18 protein-coding genes are annotated in these 17,812 nt (G+C 59.2%); 9 read left to right on the top strand and 9 right to left on the bottom strand.

Annotated features, from left to right (window positions below):
- The first annotated feature begins 236 nt into the window (after window positions 1–236).
- From xylF to A0U93_RS12545, 4 genes are read left to right on the top strand one after another with little or no spacing between them, the layout of a single operon-like run.
- Window positions 237–1,259 (top strand): D-xylose ABC transporter substrate-binding protein, encoded by a 1,023-nt coding sequence (gene xylF, locus A0U93_RS12560; RefSeq protein WP_245824881.1) that lies wholly within the window; start codon window positions 237–239, stop codon window positions 1,257–1,259.
- Between the two features lie 50 nt (window positions 1,260–1,309).
- Window positions 1,310–2,848 (top strand): xylose ABC transporter ATP-binding protein, encoded by a 1,539-nt coding sequence (locus tag A0U93_RS12555; RefSeq protein WP_077807639.1) that lies wholly within the window; start codon window positions 1,310–1,312, stop codon window positions 2,846–2,848.
- A 26-nt stretch (window positions 2,849–2,874) separates the two neighbouring features.
- Entirely contained in the window at window positions 2,875–4,089 is a 1,215-nt protein-coding gene (locus A0U93_RS12550) for a sugar ABC transporter permease (RefSeq protein ID WP_077807638.1), read from the top strand.
- 41 nt (window positions 4,090–4,130) lie between these two features.
- Entirely contained in the window at window positions 4,131–5,687 is a 1,557-nt protein-coding gene (locus tag A0U93_RS12545; RefSeq protein ID WP_077808516.1) for an adenosine deaminase family protein, read from the top strand.
- Between the two features lie 206 nt (window positions 5,688–5,893).
- Here the strand turns inward: A0U93_RS12545 and A0U93_RS12540 are convergent, their stop codons facing one another.
- On the bottom strand, window positions 5,894–6,550 hold the full coding sequence (locus A0U93_RS12540) for an acyltransferase (RefSeq protein ID WP_077807637.1): 657 nt from the start codon (window positions 6,548–6,550) through the stop codon (window positions 5,894–5,896).
- Window positions 6,551–6,684: 134 nt separating this feature from the next.
- On the opposite strand from A0U93_RS12540, the gene A0U93_RS12535 reads away from it, so the two are divergent.
- The gene (locus A0U93_RS12535; protein ID WP_077807636.1) at window positions 6,685–7,188 is read left to right on the top strand and encodes a TIGR00645 family protein; all 504 of its coding nucleotides are present in this window, start codon (window positions 6,685–6,687) and stop codon (window positions 7,186–7,188) included.
- A gap of 6 nt (window positions 7,189–7,194) precedes the next feature.
- Here the strand turns inward: A0U93_RS12535 and A0U93_RS12530 are convergent, their stop codons facing one another.
- From A0U93_RS12530 to A0U93_RS12520, 3 genes are all read right to left on the bottom strand, one after another.
- Entirely contained in the window at window positions 7,195–8,616 is a 1,422-nt protein-coding gene (locus A0U93_RS12530) for a carbohydrate porin (protein WP_245824879.1), read from the bottom strand.
- A gap of 129 nt (window positions 8,617–8,745) precedes the next feature.
- Window positions 8,746–9,471, bottom strand: coding sequence for a D-lyxose/D-mannose family sugar isomerase (locus A0U93_RS12525; RefSeq protein WP_147150980.1), 726 nt, complete (start codon window positions 9,469–9,471; stop codon window positions 8,746–8,748).
- Window positions 9,472–9,505: 34 nt separating this feature from the next.
- Window positions 9,506–10,768, bottom strand: coding sequence for an MFS transporter (locus A0U93_RS12520; RefSeq protein ID WP_170233451.1), 1,263 nt, complete (start codon window positions 10,766–10,768; stop codon window positions 9,506–9,508).
- Between A0U93_RS12520 and A0U93_RS16650 the strand changes: the two genes are divergently transcribed.
- The gene (locus A0U93_RS16650; RefSeq protein WP_211274011.1) at window positions 10,749–10,913 is read left to right on the top strand and encodes a hypothetical protein; all 165 of its coding nucleotides are present in this window, start codon (window positions 10,749–10,751) and stop codon (window positions 10,911–10,913) included. The genes A0U93_RS12520 and A0U93_RS16650 overlap by 20 nt on opposite strands.
- Before the next feature lie 83 nt (window positions 10,914–10,996).
- Complete coding sequence (locus A0U93_RS12515) at window positions 10,997–11,905, top strand: LysR family transcriptional regulator (RefSeq protein ID WP_077807634.1); 909 nt, start codon at window positions 10,997–10,999, stop codon at window positions 11,903–11,905.
- Here the strand turns inward: A0U93_RS12515 and A0U93_RS12510 are convergent.
- From A0U93_RS12510 to A0U93_RS12495, 4 genes are read right to left on the bottom strand one after another with little or no spacing between them, the layout of a single operon-like run.
- Window positions 11,900–12,370: a GAF domain-containing protein gene (locus tag A0U93_RS12510; protein WP_077807633.1), complete on the bottom strand. Its 471-nt coding sequence runs from the start codon at window positions 12,368–12,370 to the stop codon at window positions 11,900–11,902. The two genes, A0U93_RS12515 and A0U93_RS12510, sit on opposite strands and share 6 nt — an antisense overlap.
- Before the next feature lie 10 nt (window positions 12,371–12,380).
- On the bottom strand, window positions 12,381–13,148 hold the full coding sequence (locus tag A0U93_RS12505) for a sulfite exporter TauE/SafE family protein (RefSeq protein WP_077807632.1): 768 nt from the start codon (window positions 13,146–13,148) through the stop codon (window positions 12,381–12,383).
- Window positions 13,149–13,154: 6 nt separating this feature from the next.
- Window positions 13,155–14,738 carry a bifunctional protein tyrosine phosphatase family protein/NAD(P)/FAD-dependent oxidoreductase gene (locus tag A0U93_RS12500; protein ID WP_077807631.1) on the bottom strand — a complete coding sequence of 528 codons (1,584 nt, stop codon included), beginning with the start codon at window positions 14,736–14,738 and terminating at the stop codon, window positions 13,155–13,157.
- Window positions 14,739–14,778: 40 nt separating this feature from the next.
- Complete coding sequence (locus A0U93_RS12495) at window positions 14,779–15,705, bottom strand: MBL fold metallo-hydrolase (RefSeq protein ID WP_077807630.1); 927 nt, start codon at window positions 15,703–15,705, stop codon at window positions 14,779–14,781.
- Between the two features lie 98 nt (window positions 15,706–15,803).
- Between A0U93_RS12495 and A0U93_RS12490 the strand changes: the two genes are divergently transcribed.
- Entirely contained in the window at window positions 15,804–16,451 is a 648-nt protein-coding gene (locus A0U93_RS12490) for a peroxiredoxin (RefSeq protein ID WP_077808513.1), read from the top strand.
- Window positions 16,448–16,825, top strand: a complete 378-nt coding sequence (locus A0U93_RS12485; RefSeq protein ID WP_077807629.1) for an ArsR/SmtB family transcription factor — start codon at window positions 16,448–16,450, stop codon at window positions 16,823–16,825. Before A0U93_RS12490 ends, A0U93_RS12485 begins: the two co-directional genes overlap by 4 nt.
- Here the strand turns inward: A0U93_RS12485 and A0U93_RS12480 are convergent.
- The gene (locus A0U93_RS12480) at window positions 16,813–17,793 is read right to left on the bottom strand and encodes a glycosyltransferase family 2 protein (RefSeq protein ID WP_077807628.1); all 981 of its coding nucleotides are present in this window, start codon (window positions 17,791–17,793) and stop codon (window positions 16,813–16,815) included. The two genes, A0U93_RS12485 and A0U93_RS12480, sit on opposite strands and share 13 nt — an antisense overlap.
- Window positions 17,794–17,812 lie beyond the last annotated feature (19 nt).

Raw genomic sequence — 17,812 nt, 5'->3', positions numbered from 1 at the left:
AACAATCACAATCATTTGTTAATGTTAAAGATAGATCGAATTATGGATGCCCTTGAGAAATTACTCATTGTTCTCAGTGCCTAACGTCAATCATCTCCTATTTATGGAGCGTTTGTAATTTCTGCGTAGTGTTTAGGTCATCTATTGCGAAAAGCCGCCGGGAATGTTCATGTCCGTTTCAGCGTCGCCAAGCTCGCCCCAAGGATTCGAGCATTCGCGACCTGGAGGACCTCTTCGTGTCTCATCACTCAGTTTGGACCCGCCGCCTGCTTACCGGCACCGTCCTGTCTCTCGGCCTTGTCGCGGCAATGCCCGCCGTGGCCTCGCCCGCCCATCCGAAAATCGGCTTCTCGATCGACGATCTCCGCGTCGAGCGCTGGTCGCACGACCGCGATTACTTCATCGCCGCTGCGAAATCGATGGGCGCCACCGTCAACGTCCAATCGGCAGATGCCAGCGAAAGTCGGCAGAATGCACAGATCGAGAACCTGATCTCGCGTGGCATGGACGTCATTGTCATCGTGCCCTTCAACGGCAACGTCCTGACCAATGCCGTCAATGAGGCGAAACAGGCCGGCATCAAGGTGATCGCCTATGATCGCCTGATCCTCGGCACCGATATCGATGCCTATGTGTCGTTCGACAACGTGCGGGTCGGCGAAATGCAGGCGCAGGGTGTGGTCAATGCCGCACCGCAAGGGAATTACCTCCTGCTGGGCGGCGCGCCGACGGACAATAACGCCAAGCTGTTCCGCCAGGGGCAGATGAACGTGCTCAAGCCGCTCGTAGACAAGGGACAGATCAAGATCGTCAGCGCCCAGTGGGTGCCGGAATGGAGCCCGACCAACGCACTCTCCATCACCGAAAACGCCCTGACCGCGAACAAGAACAACATCTCCGGCGTCGTCGCCTCGAACGACGGTCTGGCTGGCGGCGCCATTCAGGCACTTCAGGCGCAGGGCCTTGCCGGCAAGACGGCTGTCTGCGGTCAGGACGCGGACCTCGCCGGCGTGCAGCGTATCATTGCCGGCACGCAGACCATGACGGTCTACAAGCCGCTCAAGCTGATCGCCTCGACAGCCGCAAAGGTCGCCGTGCAACTCGCGAAGGGTGAGACGCCGACCTACACCAGCAAGATGAACAACGGCGCCAAGGACGTGAACACGATCCTGCTCACGCCGATCGCGCTGACCAAGGCGAATGTCGATCAGGTGGTCAAGGATGGCTACTACACGCAGGCCCAGATCGACGCGAAATAACGACAGGGGCCGGGAGGGCAGTTCCCCCCGGCCACAAGGAATACTGATCGATGTCCGATTATCTTCTGGAAATGCAGGGCATCACCAAGAGTTTCTCCGGCGTGAAAGCCCTTGACGGCATCGATCTCCGCGTGCGGTCCGGCGAATGCGTCGGCCTGTGCGGGGAGAACGGCGCCGGTAAATCGACGATGATGAAAGTGCTTTCCGCCGTGTATCCATATGGCACATGGGGCGGCACGATCCTGTGGGAAGGGCAGGAACTGCGCGCGGGCTCCATTCGTGAAACCGAAGCCGCCGGGATCGTCATCATCCATCAGGAACTGATGCTGGTGCCGCAACTCACCGTTGCGGAAAATATCTTCCTCGGTCGCGAGCCACGCACGAAAAGCGGTCTGATCGACTTCGACCGCATGAACATCGATGCGCAGAAACTGCTGTCCGACCTTCGCATGGGACATATCAACGTCATGCTTCCCGTCTCGCATTACGCGGGCGGCGAACAGCAATTGATCGAAATCGCCAAGGCGCTCAGCAAGAACGCCAAACTCCTGATTCTCGACGAACCGACATCCTCCCTGACGAAATCCGAAACCGCTATTCTCCTTCGCCTCGTCAAGGACCTCAAATCGCGCGGCACAGCCTGCGTCTACATTTCGCACAAGCTCGAGGAGATCAAGGAGATCGCCGACAGCGTGACGGTCATCCGTGACGGTCGCTTCGTCGGTGAAGCACCGATCGCACAACTCGCCATTCCGGATATCATCCGCATGATGGTCGGGCGCGACATGAGCAATCTGTTCCCGCGTGAGCCGCACCCGATTGGCGACGTCGTTCTTCAGGCAATCGGCATCACCTGCCTGGACATCGACAACCCGACGCGCAAGCGTGTCAACAACGTTTCGTTTTCGTTGCGCCAGGGCGAAATCCTCGGCATCGCCGGGCTCGTCGGCGCCGGCCGGACCGAACTGGTCAGCGCCATCTTCGGCGCATACCCCGGACAGCATTCGGGCGAACTGCGCCTCGAAGGCAAGACGCTACGCATCCGCTCCCCACGCGAAGCGGTCCGCCATGGTATCTGCATGGTGCCCGAAGACCGGAAACTGCACGGCATCGTGCCTGGCCTTGGGGTTGGGCATAACATCACGCTCTCGGTGCTCGACGACTTCACCCAAAGTGGCCTGATCGACGAAAACCGCGAATTCTCGACGATCGGCACCGCCATCGACCGCCTGCGCATCAAGACGGCAAGCCCCCTGCTCGCCATCGCGAACCTCTCCGGCGGTAACCAGCAGAAAGCCGTCATCTCGAAGATGCTCGAGCCCAAACCACGCGTCCTTATCCTCGACGAACCGACGCGCGGCGTGGATGTCGGCGCGAAATACGAAATCTACAAGCTGATGTTCGCACTGGTGAAGGAAGGCATGTCGATCATCATGGTGTTCTCCGAACTGCCGGAAGTACTCGGCATCAGCGACCGCGTTCTTGTTATCGGCGAAGGTGAACTGCGTGGCGACTTCATCAACGACGAGACCCTGACCCAGGAACGCATCCTCACGGCCGCCATCACGCCATTGCGGCAGGCTGCCTGACAGCCCCTACGCCCGGAACGCCCCCAATGTCCGAAGCTCATTCCATCAACGATACCCCCGCCACCGCCGCCCAGGCCGCTCGTGCCGAACGGCGGGGCATGCTGCGTACGGAACACCTCAAGGCCCTGTTCGCGCGGTACAAGATCCTGGCACTGCTCGTCGCCATCGCGCTGATCTGGACCTTCTTCACCTACCAGACGGAAGGCGACTTCCTGACGGCGCGCAACCTGTCCAACCTGCTGCGCCAGATGGCCATCACCGGCATGCTGGCAAGCGGCATGGTCTTCGTCATCATTTCCGGAGAGATTGACCTCTCCGTCGGCTCCCTGCTCGGCCTGCTCGGCGGCCTGGCGGCAATCCTCGACAACCAGTATCACCTGCCGCTTTATGCCAACGTGCCGCTCGTGATGCTGCTCGGCGCGCTGATCGGCGCCTTCAATGGTTACTGGGTCGCCTATCTGCGAATTCCCTCCTTCATCGTCACGCTTGCCGGTCTGCTGGCCTGGCGCGGCGTCCTGCTGGGCATTACCGGCGGCATGACGATCACGCCCATCTCACCGGGCTTCGTGATGATCGCCCAGAGCTATCTGCCGGACTTCGCCAGTTACGCACTTGGCCTGATCGTCTTCGGCACGCTCGCCTTCTCCATGTTCCGCAACCGGATCAAACGTGCCGAATATGGGCTGACGGTCCCATCCATGGCGCTCGACCTCGCAAAACTGGCCGGTCTCGCCGTCGCCATCGTCGCGTTCTTCGGCGTGCTGGACGCCTATCGCGGCGTGCCGTTGCCCGTGCTGCTCGTCGTCATCCTGTTGGGCGCTTTCACCATCATGGCGCGACGCACCGTCTTCGGCCGGCGCATCTACGCGATCGGCGGCAATCTGGAAGCCACGCGACTGTCCGGCGTCAACGTGCAACTGATCAAGCTCTGCGTCTTCGCACTCATGGGCGTCATGGCAGCACTGGCCGGCATCGCGACGACCGCCCGGCTTGCAGCGGGATCGCCCTCCGCCGGCTCCCTGCAGGAACTCGACGCCATCGCCTCCTGCATCATCGGCGGCACGTCGATGCGCGGCGGCGCGGGCACCGTTTTCGGCGCGCTCATCGGTGCGCTCATCATGGCGACGCTCGATAACGGCATGTCCATGCTGGGCGTGGATACCTACTGGCAGATGATCGTCAAGGGCGTGATCCTTCTGCTGGCCGTCTGGCTGGATGTCGCAACGACACCGAAAAGATAAGCCCCCTTGCCAGCGTGACGCTCATTCGTCACGCTGGCGGGATGTTCCGTTCTTCTTTTTTCCTTTTCGCCGCCCTCACCTTGGTCGGAGCGGCGCATGCCAACACGGCGAACGACGCCCCTGTCGCCGCCCCGCCCAGCCCGACAGCTTCACCGAATGCCGCCGAAACCACGGCCCAAATCTTCGAGCGCATCCGGCACGACCCCGTTCGGCTCGCGATGTTCCTGCGACGCTTTCCCAAAGGCGCCGATCTCCATAATCATCTTGTCGGCGCCGTCTATGCCGAACGCTGGCTGGAATGGGCCGCGCAGGACGGCCTGTGCATCTCCACCGCGCAGGCGCGGATTCTCCCCACGCAGTGCCGCGCCCGGACGGGCGAGATGTCCGCGCGCGATCTGGCCGGCGATGAAGATGCCCGCAACGACATGATCGACGCGCTCTCCATGCGCAATTTCAGGCCCGGTAGTGACGACCGATCCGGCCATGACCACTTCTTCGGCACGTTCGAGCGGTTCGCCCCCGTTGAAGACCGCCATCAGGGCGAAGCATTGGCCGATGCCCTGGAACAGGCCGCACGCGACCATGTCGTATACGCCGAATTCATGATCTCGCCAGCCCTTGCGCCGATGATTACATCCGGGATGCACCATCCGCTGAAGAACGAGGATTTCGCCGCGGCACGTGCCGCCCTGGCGCCCGAACTGCCGGGACTGGCCGCACAGGCCCGGCACGAAACGGACGTCATGGAAGCGCGCGCGCACGAGATTCTCCAATGCGGCACGCCGCAGGCCCGCCCCGGTTGCGCGGTGACCGCGCGTTACCTTTTTCAGGCCATCCGCGTCGTGCCCGCGCCAGCGGTCTTTGCCCAGCTCGATGTGGGCTTCGAACTCGTGCATGCCGATCCGCGTTTCGCCGGCCTCAATATTGTCGGACCCGAGGACGATGCGACGGCCATGCGTGATTACGACCTGCATATGCGCATGTTCCGGGCCATGAAAGCCGTTCATCCCGACGTGCATCTGAGCCTTCATGCCGGCGAACTGACACCGGGACTGGTCCCGGAAGACGGGCTCGATCATCATATCCGCGATGCGATCGCCATCGCCGGTGCCGAGCGCATCGGTCATGGCGTGGATATCGCATGGGAACACGATCCCTCGGCCCTGCTTCAGGATATGGCGCGCAAACATGTCGCCGTCGAAATCGCCCTGACCAGCAACGAGGAAATCCTGGGCATACGCGGCGCAGCGCACCCCTTTTCCCTATATCGCGCGGCAAATGTCCCGACGGTTCTCTCCACGGATGACGAAGGCGTCTCACGCGGCGATCTGACGCAGGAATATCAGCGCGCCGTCACCGCCTGGAACCTGAGTTACGATGATCTCAAGTCCATTTCCCGGAATGGCCTGACCTATGCTTTCCTGGGCGGAGAGAGCCTGTGGAACGGCGACAACGTCATCACGCGTTGTCAGGCCCGCCAGAGTTACACCTGTACCAGCTTCATGAAAGCCAGCGAGAAGGCGCGGCTACAACTGGCGCTGGAATTGCAGTTCGAGCAATTCGAGCGGGATATGGCGGCAATGAGTCTATTCAGGTAAATTTTTGGCTCTCAGAGCCAATTGAAAAACCCTTCGGATTTACCAATTGGCCATCGCTATCATAGTATAAATAATATTATTTATCTTATGTAATGATTTCTTTTATAGTTTTTCATTTATGAAGTTCAATATGGCATGTAAATTTATTATTATGATTTATAAGTGACATATAAACTGCATTATTTGATATGAAATTATTTCTCCTTTTACGGGTTGGCATTTTCCATCATGCTCGCGGCCAATACTCCATTACTCATCAGCATTATCTCATCATTTGGAACCATCCTGTTTCGTATCAAACGACCAGGCACACCTCCAATAACAGACCACTCCGGAAAGTTTTTCGTTACTACCGCACCAGCAGCGACAATTGAATGTGCTCCTATTTCTACCCCGTCAACAATTGTCGCATTAGCGCCTATCCAGCAGTCGTCACCTATAATAATACCGCGCGACTGACACGCCTGGTGTGCCATTGGACGATCTATCTCGATTCCATGATTAAAACCGAAAATCGATACCCCACCGCCGATCATAACGTGAGAACCAAGACGGACGACACCCGCAAGATGCGAATAACTGCCAATACAACAATCATCGCCCGTATACAGTTGATGCCTTATAATCGCACCTCCGCATATGAAGGTTTTATTACGAAGGTGCATCACTTCCGTGTATATTTTCGCATCCTCGGAAACAAAACAATCTCCGAAAAACTGCGCGCCTGCGTGCTTCCTAAGAACATGTTGTAGAGCAGATTGATTTATTCTTTCTTCGTCCGACGCATGATTGAAATAATCCCACGATAGGTATTTCAGTCTATTTTGTAACCACTTTTCTTCTTTTTCTGCTATCAATCCCATTGCTATGCCCCGTTGGAAACAATCAAAGAAAGAAGTCGGAACAAAATAATAAAAATGATTTCTTACTATGAAATATAATGATTCGGTTTGCAACTATTTTTTGAAAAACTCATGAACAGAGACACTAATCACTTATGAAAACAGAACACCGCCTCGAACGCCTCTTTTTCAGCTCGCGATGGCTTACCGCTCCGCTCTATTTCGGGCTCGTCGCAGCCCTTGTGCTCGTGCCCATCAAGTTTTTCCAGACCATCTGGAGCCTGTGGCGACACGTCTTCGTTCTGGAGTTCGACGACCTTTTCGTCGGCGTGCTCGATCTGATCGACCTGATGCTCCTCGCCAACCTGATGCTCATCGTCATGTTCGCGGGCTATGAGAACTTCGTCTCACGCCTCGACGTGCGAGAGCACGATGACTATCCGAAATGGATCGGACACGTGACGTTTGGCGATATCAAGATCAAGCTCATGGCGTCCATCGTCGCCATGTCCGCCATCCACGTCCTGGCCAACTTCATTCGTGTCGGTCAGATTCCGAACCGTGACCTCGCCTGGAGTGTCGGAATCCACCTTGCCTTCGTCGCTTCCGGCGTCCTGATGGCCGTCATGGATCGCATCATGGACAAAGACGCGGAATAGCGGCACTCAGAATACCGCGTGGATTTTCAGGCCCAGCGCATCGATGCTCGCCTTGTTGCGCTGGAGGTTCGGCCGCATGATACGCTGGAAATCCGGCTGAATGGACAGCCCTTCACAGGCGTGAATGTTATAGGACACCTCGAGAACGGTCAGGTGGCTTTGCGGATAGGTCGCATTGGCCGGCAGCTTCTTGCCCAATGCGTAATCGATCCGCTGCGTCGCCACGAGATCCGGGCTCGCCGTCGCGCGCGTCATGATGATGCCGAACGTATCCTTCGGTCGCCACGGCACTGGGCCACGATCAACGAACCCGGCATAATATTGATAGAGATAGGGGCTGCTCTGCGGCGTGTTACGCACCAGCCCCGCCATGACGTAAAGACCATGCAGCGGCCCACTACCATTGCGAACCAGCATCTGATCGCCCTCGATCCATAGCTGGGTTTTCCCGTTGTCCTGACGAGCGGAGCGATGCGTCAGCGCCAGGAAGCCACCGTCGACATCATAAAGATTGTCCGCATAATTCGCGGTATCGTAAGCAACACCCAGCTTATAGTGCCCGACGAGGTTATGCGGCCCAAAGGACGGAATCAGGCCGACCTCCACCGGGATATACATCCCAGTATAACGGTTGGTGCTGAAATTCCAACCGCTGCGGTCATAGGCATTACTCGACAGGTCCGGATTGGTGCCATAGAGCCCGAATTGCGCATAAACGCCATGCAGCGGCCAGACCCGCACGCGGGTGCCATATGTCGACCCAGGATAAGTGCCAAATCCGGAATCGCCACGGGTCAACGACTTCGGATTGCCGCAGATCGACTTGTTCATGAACGTACAATAGAGCGGCGAGGCCGAGAAATCGGTGTTGACCGACATTTTCCCGAACGCAATCTGCACGCGCCCACCCAACAGATCCTGCGTGCCATAGACATAGACCAGCTTCACGCCAACATTGCCGCCGCCGCCGTAGATTTCCTGAAAACCGTTAAGCGAACGATCGCCGAAATCGGTGGCCATGTTGTGCCCCGCGCGGTTGACGACGACAGCATGACTGCGAAATCCCTTCCAGCCGATCAACCGTTCCCAGTCGATATCCAGCTCAGCGCCAATCTGATGTGCGTAACCGGCATCACCCGCATTGCCGCCATCCAGCGCCAACGCACTTTCGCTGGTATAGTCAAAAACCAGTCCGATCCCCTTCTTGTTCCACTTTTTCAGAAGGTCGCCCCAGGGCTGATACATATGTTCGACGGCCGGCGTGAATGGCGTGTTCTCATAAGCCGTCGGCGTGTCGAGGGAGAACGAGGGCGCCACGGCCGAAATGGGCCCGCGATATTGCGCGGATGCCGGGCGCGACAGTCCGGTCACGCCGATCAAAACATAAAGAGCGGCCCGGAGATACTTGGATTGGCTGATTGTCTGCATGGTCGTCACTAATCATAGTGGCGTTCAACGACGCGTCCTTCAAAGATGCGTCGTCATAGGTCGGGGCGGATGGCGATCGCGCAATACCGCCCGATCTTCTTGGGATGTCAGCAACGAATTACAATCAATTCAGAGCGCTCCAACCGACACCGTTTCCAGCGCTGCGTCCTGAGAGACTGCCGGATACTCGTGACACAGAAAGTAACGCCGCGGCTCGTCTTCGTCAATTTCCGGAAAGCGTGCGGAAGGCTCCAGGAAGCAGTTGTCGGCATGGTCGTCACAAAGCGACGACACCTCCCCACTTACCGTCAGGCCCGTTCCGTCCTCACCCCAGAACTGATGGATCGTGCGTGGCGGGATGCAGACACCCTGCCCCGGCTCAAGCCGAACGATATCGCCCGGCGCCATGTCCCGCACAACGCCATCGACCTTGATCGTGAAGTGCTCGTTGCTTCGTTCGTTAGATGCATTGGCCTTCGTGAGTTGCACGAGAATATTCCCGCCCGCACGGTTGATGATGTCTTCCATTTTCGTGCGATGAAAATGCGCGGGCGAACGCTGGCCCTCCGGATCGAGAATCAGTTTTTCCGCATAGGATTTATCGTAACCGGAACGCCGGAGCGAACCGTTACGTAATGTGAACAGCGTTCGGCCGATTTTCGTGAAATCGCCCTGCCCGAAGTCGGTGACATCCCACCCCAGCATGCAATCGCGAATTTCATCGGCCTCATGACCCTTGTTTTTCCAGTCGTCGACCGTCCAGTAAGCGAAGCCGGGAAGGCTGATGCCGTATTCCCGGAACGTTTTCATGGCAAGTTCGATGCTGGCATTGATCTGTGAGCGTTTCAGCAACATTTTCGCTATCCTATTTTTATGATCGGTCCGGAAATCAGGCGATGGGCGCCCCGCCCTTCGCAGGCACAATGCCGTGTTTGCGTGCATACGCAGGCGGGCGGGCATCAAAGGTCGCCATCAGGATCGCCGCAGCGAAGATGAAGCTGGACATGGCGACGAAACTCAAACTCAGGCTATGCGTCGTGGACTGGATGTAGCCGATGATCCAGGAGCCAAGGAAACCGCCCAATGCGCCGGCGCTGTTGATGATACCCATCGCAACGCCCGCGGCTTCACGGCTGAGGATATCCGGCGCGATCGCGAAGAACGGCCCCAGGGGCGCCTGCATCGTGGCGCAGCCGATCACCATGCAGGCATAGGCGACGACGAAGCTGCGATCGGCGATCCAGTAACTGCCGAGGAAACAGATCGCCGAAACGACCAGCAGCGGCCAGACGATGCTTTTGCGGACCTGCCATTTGTCGGACAGCCACGAGACGACGATCATCAACACGGTGGAGGCTGCGTATGGCCCTGCCGTTAGCAATCCGGTCATGCCCATCGTCTGCGCGCCACCGCGATGGATGATATCCGGCAGCCACATGATGAAACCGTATGCCGTGACACTCCACAGAAGCAGTTGCAGACTGAGCACCAGGACGCGCCGGTCGAACAGGACCGACCAGACATCCGCCGATTGCGGCACGATGTCGCTCTGCTCACGCGCCAACTGCGCTTCCAGAGCATCACGTTCGGCCGGCGCGAGCCATTTCGCCTGTTGCGGATGATCCGACATCGTCGCCAGCCACACGAATGCCCAGATGATCGACGGCGCGCCCTCGATAATAAAGACATTCCGCCATCCGAACTGCGCGATCAGATAACCGGTGATCGCCGACATCCATAGGACGGTCACAGGATTGCCGAGTATCAGATAGGTATTGGCCCGCGAACGCTCGCCACGGGTGAACCACTCCGTCAGCAGGATCAGCATCGCCGGGATGATGAGACTTTCCATGCTGCCGAGAAGGAACCGGTCCAGTGCGAGCAGCCAGAAATTGTTGATGACACCCGTCAGCGAAGCAAGAACGCCCCAACCGAGGATACACACGAAGATCATGCGCGTCGGGCTGTGTTTGCGGGCGTAAGCCGCCGCAGGCACCTGAAACGCAAAATATCCGAGGAAAAACAGCGATGCCAGCCAGGCCGATCGGCTGGGTGAGATGTGTAACGCCTCGTTGAGACCAGCCGCGGCGCCAAAGCCGTAATTCGTACGGTCGAGATATGCCAGGCTGTAGGTGACGAAGACGATCGGCATGACACGAATCCAGCGTCCGGACGCGCGCGCCGTCGAGGCGAAATCAGGGGTGGCCATGGGAGAAAAAACCTTTCTGCCGACGCTGGCGGAAACACCTGATCGACATCTCGCCATCTTTGTGCAGCAATTTATTAACTGCGCGTAACCCCATCTTTACGCGATCAACCCGCGCGTCCAATTCTCTTTTGTGATGGTGGTGATCACATGGCGTTATGACAAACTGCGTGAATGGATTTCAAACATCTCCGTTCGTTCTGCGTTTTGGCGGAAACCCTGCATTTTGGGCGTGCCGCGGGCCGTCTGCACATTGTGCAGCCCGCGCTCAGCAATCACATCAAACAGCTGGAACAGGAATTGTCCTGCCGTTTGTTCGAAAGATCACGTCATCACGTTTCATTGACCTCGGCCGGACACCACTTCCTGCGCGAAGCACAGCAGATTCTACAGCACGTGTCAGATACGATCGAAAACACGCGCCATATCGCGACGGGTACAATCGGAACATTGCATATCGGTTTTGTCTCATCCGCCATTCCGGCAGTCCTTGCCGAAGCGATCCGTCGTTTCACCAAGCGATCGCCTCATGTCGAGATCGAACTCACCGAAATGAGTTCCGGCACGCAGCTCGCAGCGATCGCGGAGCACAATCTCGACCTCGGCTTTGTACGCATGCCGATTTATCATGAGCATCTGCAAATCCGCGCCATCGCGCGCGAGCATTTTGAAGCCATCATGTCCGATGATCACCATCTTGCGGATCAGACGCGTCTCAATCCGGCCGGTCTGAACGAAGAGACGATTTTCGTGCTTGCCCGTGACAACGCGCCCGGCTTTCACGATGCGTTGCTCGGCGCTTTTCATCAGTCCGGCATGATTCCGGGCCGCATCAAATATATACGCGAGTTCTCGACGGCCATTCAGCTTGCTTCCGTCAACCTGGGCGTTGCCATCGTGCCGCGTTTCGCCGCCTATTCAACGCCGGGCAACGTGACACGCCTGCGTCTCGACCTCGGAGAAAACTTTTCGGAAATCGGCATCGTCCATGCAACGCCTGTCCCGCCCCTTCTCCAGCATTTCCTCGACATCGTGGAAGAAACGCGCCTGAGCCAGGCGAAGCTCAGGTCTGCCGAACTATAAGGCGCTGCCCTTCAGCAACGTTGCGGCAATCGTCTCGAACATCGCCTGCTCCGCCGCGCCGAAACGTGCCTTGCGCGGGCTGTCGAGGTCCAGCACGCCGATCAGACGCCCGCCATGGACCAGCGGCACGACGATCTCCGAGGCCGAGGCCGCATCGCAGGCGATATGGCCGGGAAAATCATGCACATCAGCCACGACCTGCGTCTTACGCTCGGCGGCGGCCGTCCCGCACACACCCCTGCCGAGGGGAATGCGCGTGCATGCCAGACGCCCCTGGAACGGCCCAAGGACAAGCTGGTCATCCTTCCAGAGATAGAACCCGGCCCAGTTGAGGTCCGGAACCGCCTCGAAGATCATCGCCGAGACATTCGCCATGTTGGCGATCAGATCGGTCTCGGCGCCGACAACGGCTTCCACCGCCTCAGCCAGATCTTCGGCGGTCAGTCGTTGAGCGGGAGCGGACATGCGGGAACCTCTAGATGCTACGCCGGATCATATATCCGGCCACCGCGAAGATGACGACGGCGAAGCCGGATTTCAACCTTAGGGAGGAGCCCTGACACATACGCCGTGCCACCTGCATGCCACCAAGGCTGCCGAGAATGCCACCCGTGATAAAGAATGCCGCCAGTTGCCAGTCCACCAGACCAGACAGCGCGTAGCTCGCCGCCGTGCTGATGCCGAAAGCCGAGACAGCCACCAGCGACGTGCCAACAGCATTCAGGATCGGCATGCGCGTTGCCGCCATCAAGGACGGCACCACCAGAAAACCCCCACCAATGCCAAATATGCCGGACAACATCCCGGTCGCCACGCCATAGCCGCCGACCTTGCCCGCATTATCCCGGTTGCACGCCGCACCCGGCACCCCCTCGTCATGCCGGCTGCGCAACATCAGCCCCGCCACGATGATCATCAGGAGCGCGAATGCCAGAAGAAGGCGCGGTCCATCGATTGCCTTGCCGATGGAGGCGCCCACCAATGCCCCGGCAATGCCGCAAGGTGCGAAAATCGCCGCACAGCGCCACTTTACCGTGCCACAGCGCGCATGACCTGCAAGCCCGGCCAATGCATTGACCGCCACCGCAAAGGCGCTCGTGCCGATGGCGACATGCGGATTGCGCACGCCCACCACATAGACCATCAGCGGGACAGCAAGGATCGAGCCACCGCCGCCCAGAAGTCCGAGCGCGAAACCGACGATCCCGCCCGACCCCAGTTCGAGCATCCAATGTGCGGACATGCTTCGTCAGTCCGCCTTTTTATGCCCGGGCTTCACCATCAACTCATGCCCGCGGAGCATGCCAAGCCAGTAAAGCGGGGGCATCACCTTCTCCTTCAGGAACCAGGCCAGGCGCGTTGGCTTCGTGCCGTCGAGCAACCATTTCGGGAAGCTCGGCATCAGTTTGCCGCCATAGGCAAACTCGGCCAGCACGATGCGTCCCTTCTCCACCGTCAGCGGGCAGGCGCCATAGCCGTCATAGATCGCATTCACAGCCCTGGCGCCCAGCGTCGCCACCACGTTTTCCGCTACGACCGGCGCCTGCTTGCGCACCGCTGCCGCCGTCTTGGCATTGGACGTTCCCGCGACATCGCCCAACGCAAAGACATCGTCATAACGCGTATGCCGCAACGTGGCCGGGTCAACGGAGACCCAACCGCCGTCACCAGCCAGCACACTCTCGCGCACCACGTCCGGCGCGGTTTGCGGCGGCACGACATGCAGCATGTCGAACGCCCGCTCGATGATCGTCGTGCCCGTGTCGCTCGTGCGCTCGAATGTCGCGATCCGCTTCGCGCCATCCACCTTGACCAGACGGGACTTCGTATGCAGCGCGATATTGTACCGCCTGATGTATTCCATCAGCGCCGGCACATAATCCGCCACGCCGAACAAACCCGGCGTGCAGGTATCGAACTCGACCTCGATCGCGCCCTTGACGCCGCGCCGCGTCCATTCGTCGCACGACAGATACATGGCCTTCTGCGGCGCACCCGCGCATTTGATCGGCATCGGCGGCTGCGTGAACAGCGCCGTGCCCTGACGCAACTCCTGCACCAGTTTCCAGGTATAGGGCGCCAGGTCGTAGCGATAGTTGGACGTCACACCGTTCTTGCCCAACGTCTCCGCCAGTCCTTCGATACCGTTCCAGTCGAGCTTGAGCCCGAGCGCCACCACCAGCACGCTGTATTCGACCGACGACCCATCGCCCAGCAACACCTGACGATGATCCGGATCGAAACCCGTCACCGTCTCACGAATCCAGTTCGCCGCCTTCGGGATGACGGAAACCTCGGTCCTGCGCGTCTGCTCCGGCGTGAACACGCCCGCTCCCACCAGCGTCCATCCCGGCTGGTAATAATGCTCATTCGCCGGGTCGATGATGGCCACGGTCGTGCCCGGCCGACGCTTCAGCAGACTGGCCGCCGTCGATATACCCGCCGCGCCGCCGCCCGCGATCACCACATCGAAACGGCGCGTCTTCGGCGCCTCAGGCCGGGATGCCTTTGCCAATTCGTAAATATCCTCGGCACGCTTTCCCGACCGGCAATAGCCCAGAACCTTGCCCTGAATCGTATCCAGCGCCCGGCGCATCGCGTTCACACCATCGGCATTCGGCGTCGTGCCGGAACGCACCGGAATATAGACAAACTCCAGCCCCGCCTTTTCCGCCGCAACGCCGATTTCCGCCGCCGTTGGCTGGCCGGCCTCCTCACCATCCGGACGAAGGCAGACAATCCCGCGGAAGCCTTCGGCCTTTGCCGCCTCGACATCGGCCAGCGTCAACTGGCCGGCAACCGCGTAACGTTCGGAAAGAAAGCGAGGCTTCATTGTTATCAATACCTTTTTTGAAAAGAGCAGAACAAAGCAATCAGAGACGATTGACCGGAATCTTGATGTATTGAACGCCGTTATCCTCGGCTTCCGGCAGGTGGCCACCACGCATGTTGACCTGAACCGACGGCATGATCAGCTTCGGCAATGACAGCGTCGCGTCGCGCGACGTGCGCATCGCAACGAAATCGTTTTCACTCACCCCGTCATGCACGTGGAGATTGCCATCGCGCTCCGCGCCGACCGTCGTCTCCCAGGCGTAATAGTCACGCCCCGGCGCCTTGTAGTCATGGCAGAGAAACAGCTTCGTCTCGCGCGGCAGGGACAGCAGGCGGCGGATCGAACGATAGAGCTCCCGCGCATCGCCACCGGGAAAATCCGCGCGCGCCGTGCCATAATCCGGCATGAACATCGTATCGCCGACGAACGCGACATCGCCGATCACATAGGCCATGTCCGCCGGGGTATGGCCGGGCACGTGCAGGGCAATCGCCTCGATCCCGCCGATGGAGAAACGATCGCCATCGTTGAAAAGCCGGTCGAACTGCGAACCGTCGCGCTGAAACGCGGTGCCCGCATTGAAAATCTTGCCGAACACATCCTGCACGACCACGATGCCCGCGCCGATCGCCAGCTTGCCGCCCAGCTGCTCCTGCAACCACGGAGCCGCCGAAAGATGATCGGCATGCGCATGCGTTTCGAGTTGCCAGACAACGTTCAATCCATGCCCGCGCGCGTAATCCACGACCTGCTGCGCCGTGGAGTGGGACGTCCGGCCGGACGCCGCTTCATAATCCAGGACACTGTCGATCACGGCCGCTTCCAGCGTTGCCGGATCATGCACGACATGCGTCGCAGTATTCGTGGGTTCGTCGAAGAAACTGCGGATCATCGGCGCCGGTTTATCACCGCGTCGCACCGCCTCGATCTGTGCCGTTGCGGCGGCCAGATTGGCGTCGCTCATCGCTTGCACTCCATTGTTTCATGTTTTATGAAACTATCAATTAACGAGTTTCTATAAGTTTGTATGTCGATTGCGTCAAGGAAAGACAGACATCCGCCATGTCCGATTCCATTTCGAATATGCCTGCCACGCCCATGACGCTCCGGATCGGCGACGAGGCGCCCGACTTCACGGCCCGCTCGACAAAGGGTCAGATATCATTATCGGCGTTGCGCGGCCGTTGGGTCATATTCTTTTCGCACCCTGCCGATTTCACACCGGTCTGCACCAGCGAATTCGTTGCTTTCTCGCGCGCCGCCCCGGACTTCGAAGCCTGCGGCGCCACATTGATTGGCCTGTCGATCGACAGCCTGCCATCACATCTCGCCTGGATCGATGCCATCCGCACACAGATGGACGTCCGGATACCCTTTCCGGTGATCGAGGACCCTTCCATGGCCATCGCACGCGCCTACGGGATGCTGGACAGCCAGGCACGGGACAGCGCCACGGTGCGGGCCACATACATCCTCGACCCTGACGGAATCATCCAGGCAATCTTCTGGTATCCCATGACCGTCGGCCGCGCCGTTTCGGAGATTCTGCGCACCCTGCGGGCCTTGCAGCGGGTGGCGCCGGGCGATGCGCTCACCCCGGAAGGCTGGCAGCCAGGCAATCCCGTTCTCTCTCCCGGCATACTGTCGCAAGACGCCATGCCCGGCGACAACGCTCCATGGTTCCATCAATTGCGAAACGACGCGCCATGATCACACCCGAGCGCGCCCGCGACCTGACCGAACAACTCCGGCTCTACGCGCAGCCGCAACGCCTGCTGATCCTTTCGCTCCTGCTCGATGGCGCACTGCCCGTCAGCGATATCGAAACGCGCAGTGGCATCCGGCAACCCACGCTCAGCCAGCAACTCGGCGAATTGCGACGGGCTGGCGTGCTGACGACATCACGCGCCTCACGCACCGTGCTCTATCGTTTTTCGGACGATCTCCATCGTCACCGCGCCCAGGACCTTATGCGAATCCTCGATCCGTCATGCCAGCGGCAGGCCGGATCGACATCGCCCAGACCTCTGGAAAACCCCACAGGCGGCGCGGTCTTCGCGCAGGTGCATTCTCAGCGGCGCTGATCGCCGTCTCCTGCCGACGTGTCGTCATGAACTGTCTCGATAATGAAGCGCGGCCGGCGCTTCGTCTCCAGATAGATCTTGCCGACATATTCCCCCAACACACCGAGGGAAAGAAGCTGCACCCCACCCAACGCCAGCAAGGGCAAGAGTATCGACGCCCAGCCGGGCACGACACGATTGGCGAAGAAAAGCCGCTCCACCAGAACGGCACCGCCCGTCGCCAGCGCAAACATGAACACGACGACGCCGATCAGCGCGATCAGCCGCAGCGGCATGACGGAAAAAGACGTGATCCCATCAATGGCGAGAAGAAGCATCTTCCGCAGCGTGTATTTGCTCTCGCCGATTTCCCGTGCCTGACGCACATACGGAATGATGGAAACCCTGAAGCCGATCGCCGGGATGAGGCCCCTGATGAACAGGTTGACCTCATCATGCGCCAGCAAGGCGCGTAGCGCACGCTGCGACATCAGGCGGTAATCCGCGTGATCCTCGACGGCATCGGTGCCCATGGCATTCAGCAGGCGATAATACAGGCGGGCCGTACCACGCTTGAAAGCGGTATCCGTATCCCGGGCCGAACGCACGCCAAGCGCCAGATCGAAACCGTTCTGAAATGCCAGCAGCATGTCGCGAACCACCAGAATATCGTCCTGAAGGTCCGAATCCATGGTAATCACCGCATCCGCATCGGCATGCGTCAGACCCGCCAGCATGGCACTCTGATGCCCGAAATTCCGCGAGAGCTTAATGCCGCTGATCCGCCCCGGCACGCAGTGCGCCAGAATACAGTCCCATGTCTTATCCGTACTGCCATCATCGACCAGAATAACCCGCCATTGCGTCATCTCAATTTGCGGATCGGCCTGCACTTCATCGAGAAAGGACACGATCCGCGGCAGGGTAACGGGAAGGTTGTCGTCCTCGTTGAAACACGGGATCACGACATCCAGACGATAAGCTGTCATAACTTCCCTTAATGCGGCA

The sequence above is a fragment of the Neoasaia chiangmaiensis genome, from assembly GCF_002005465.1.
Classification (GTDB): Bacteria; Pseudomonadota; Alphaproteobacteria; order Acetobacterales; family Acetobacteraceae; genus Neoasaia; species Neoasaia chiangmaiensis.
Note: the sequence above shows the minus strand (reverse complement) of the source record. Positions and strands in the feature narration are given on the sequence as shown.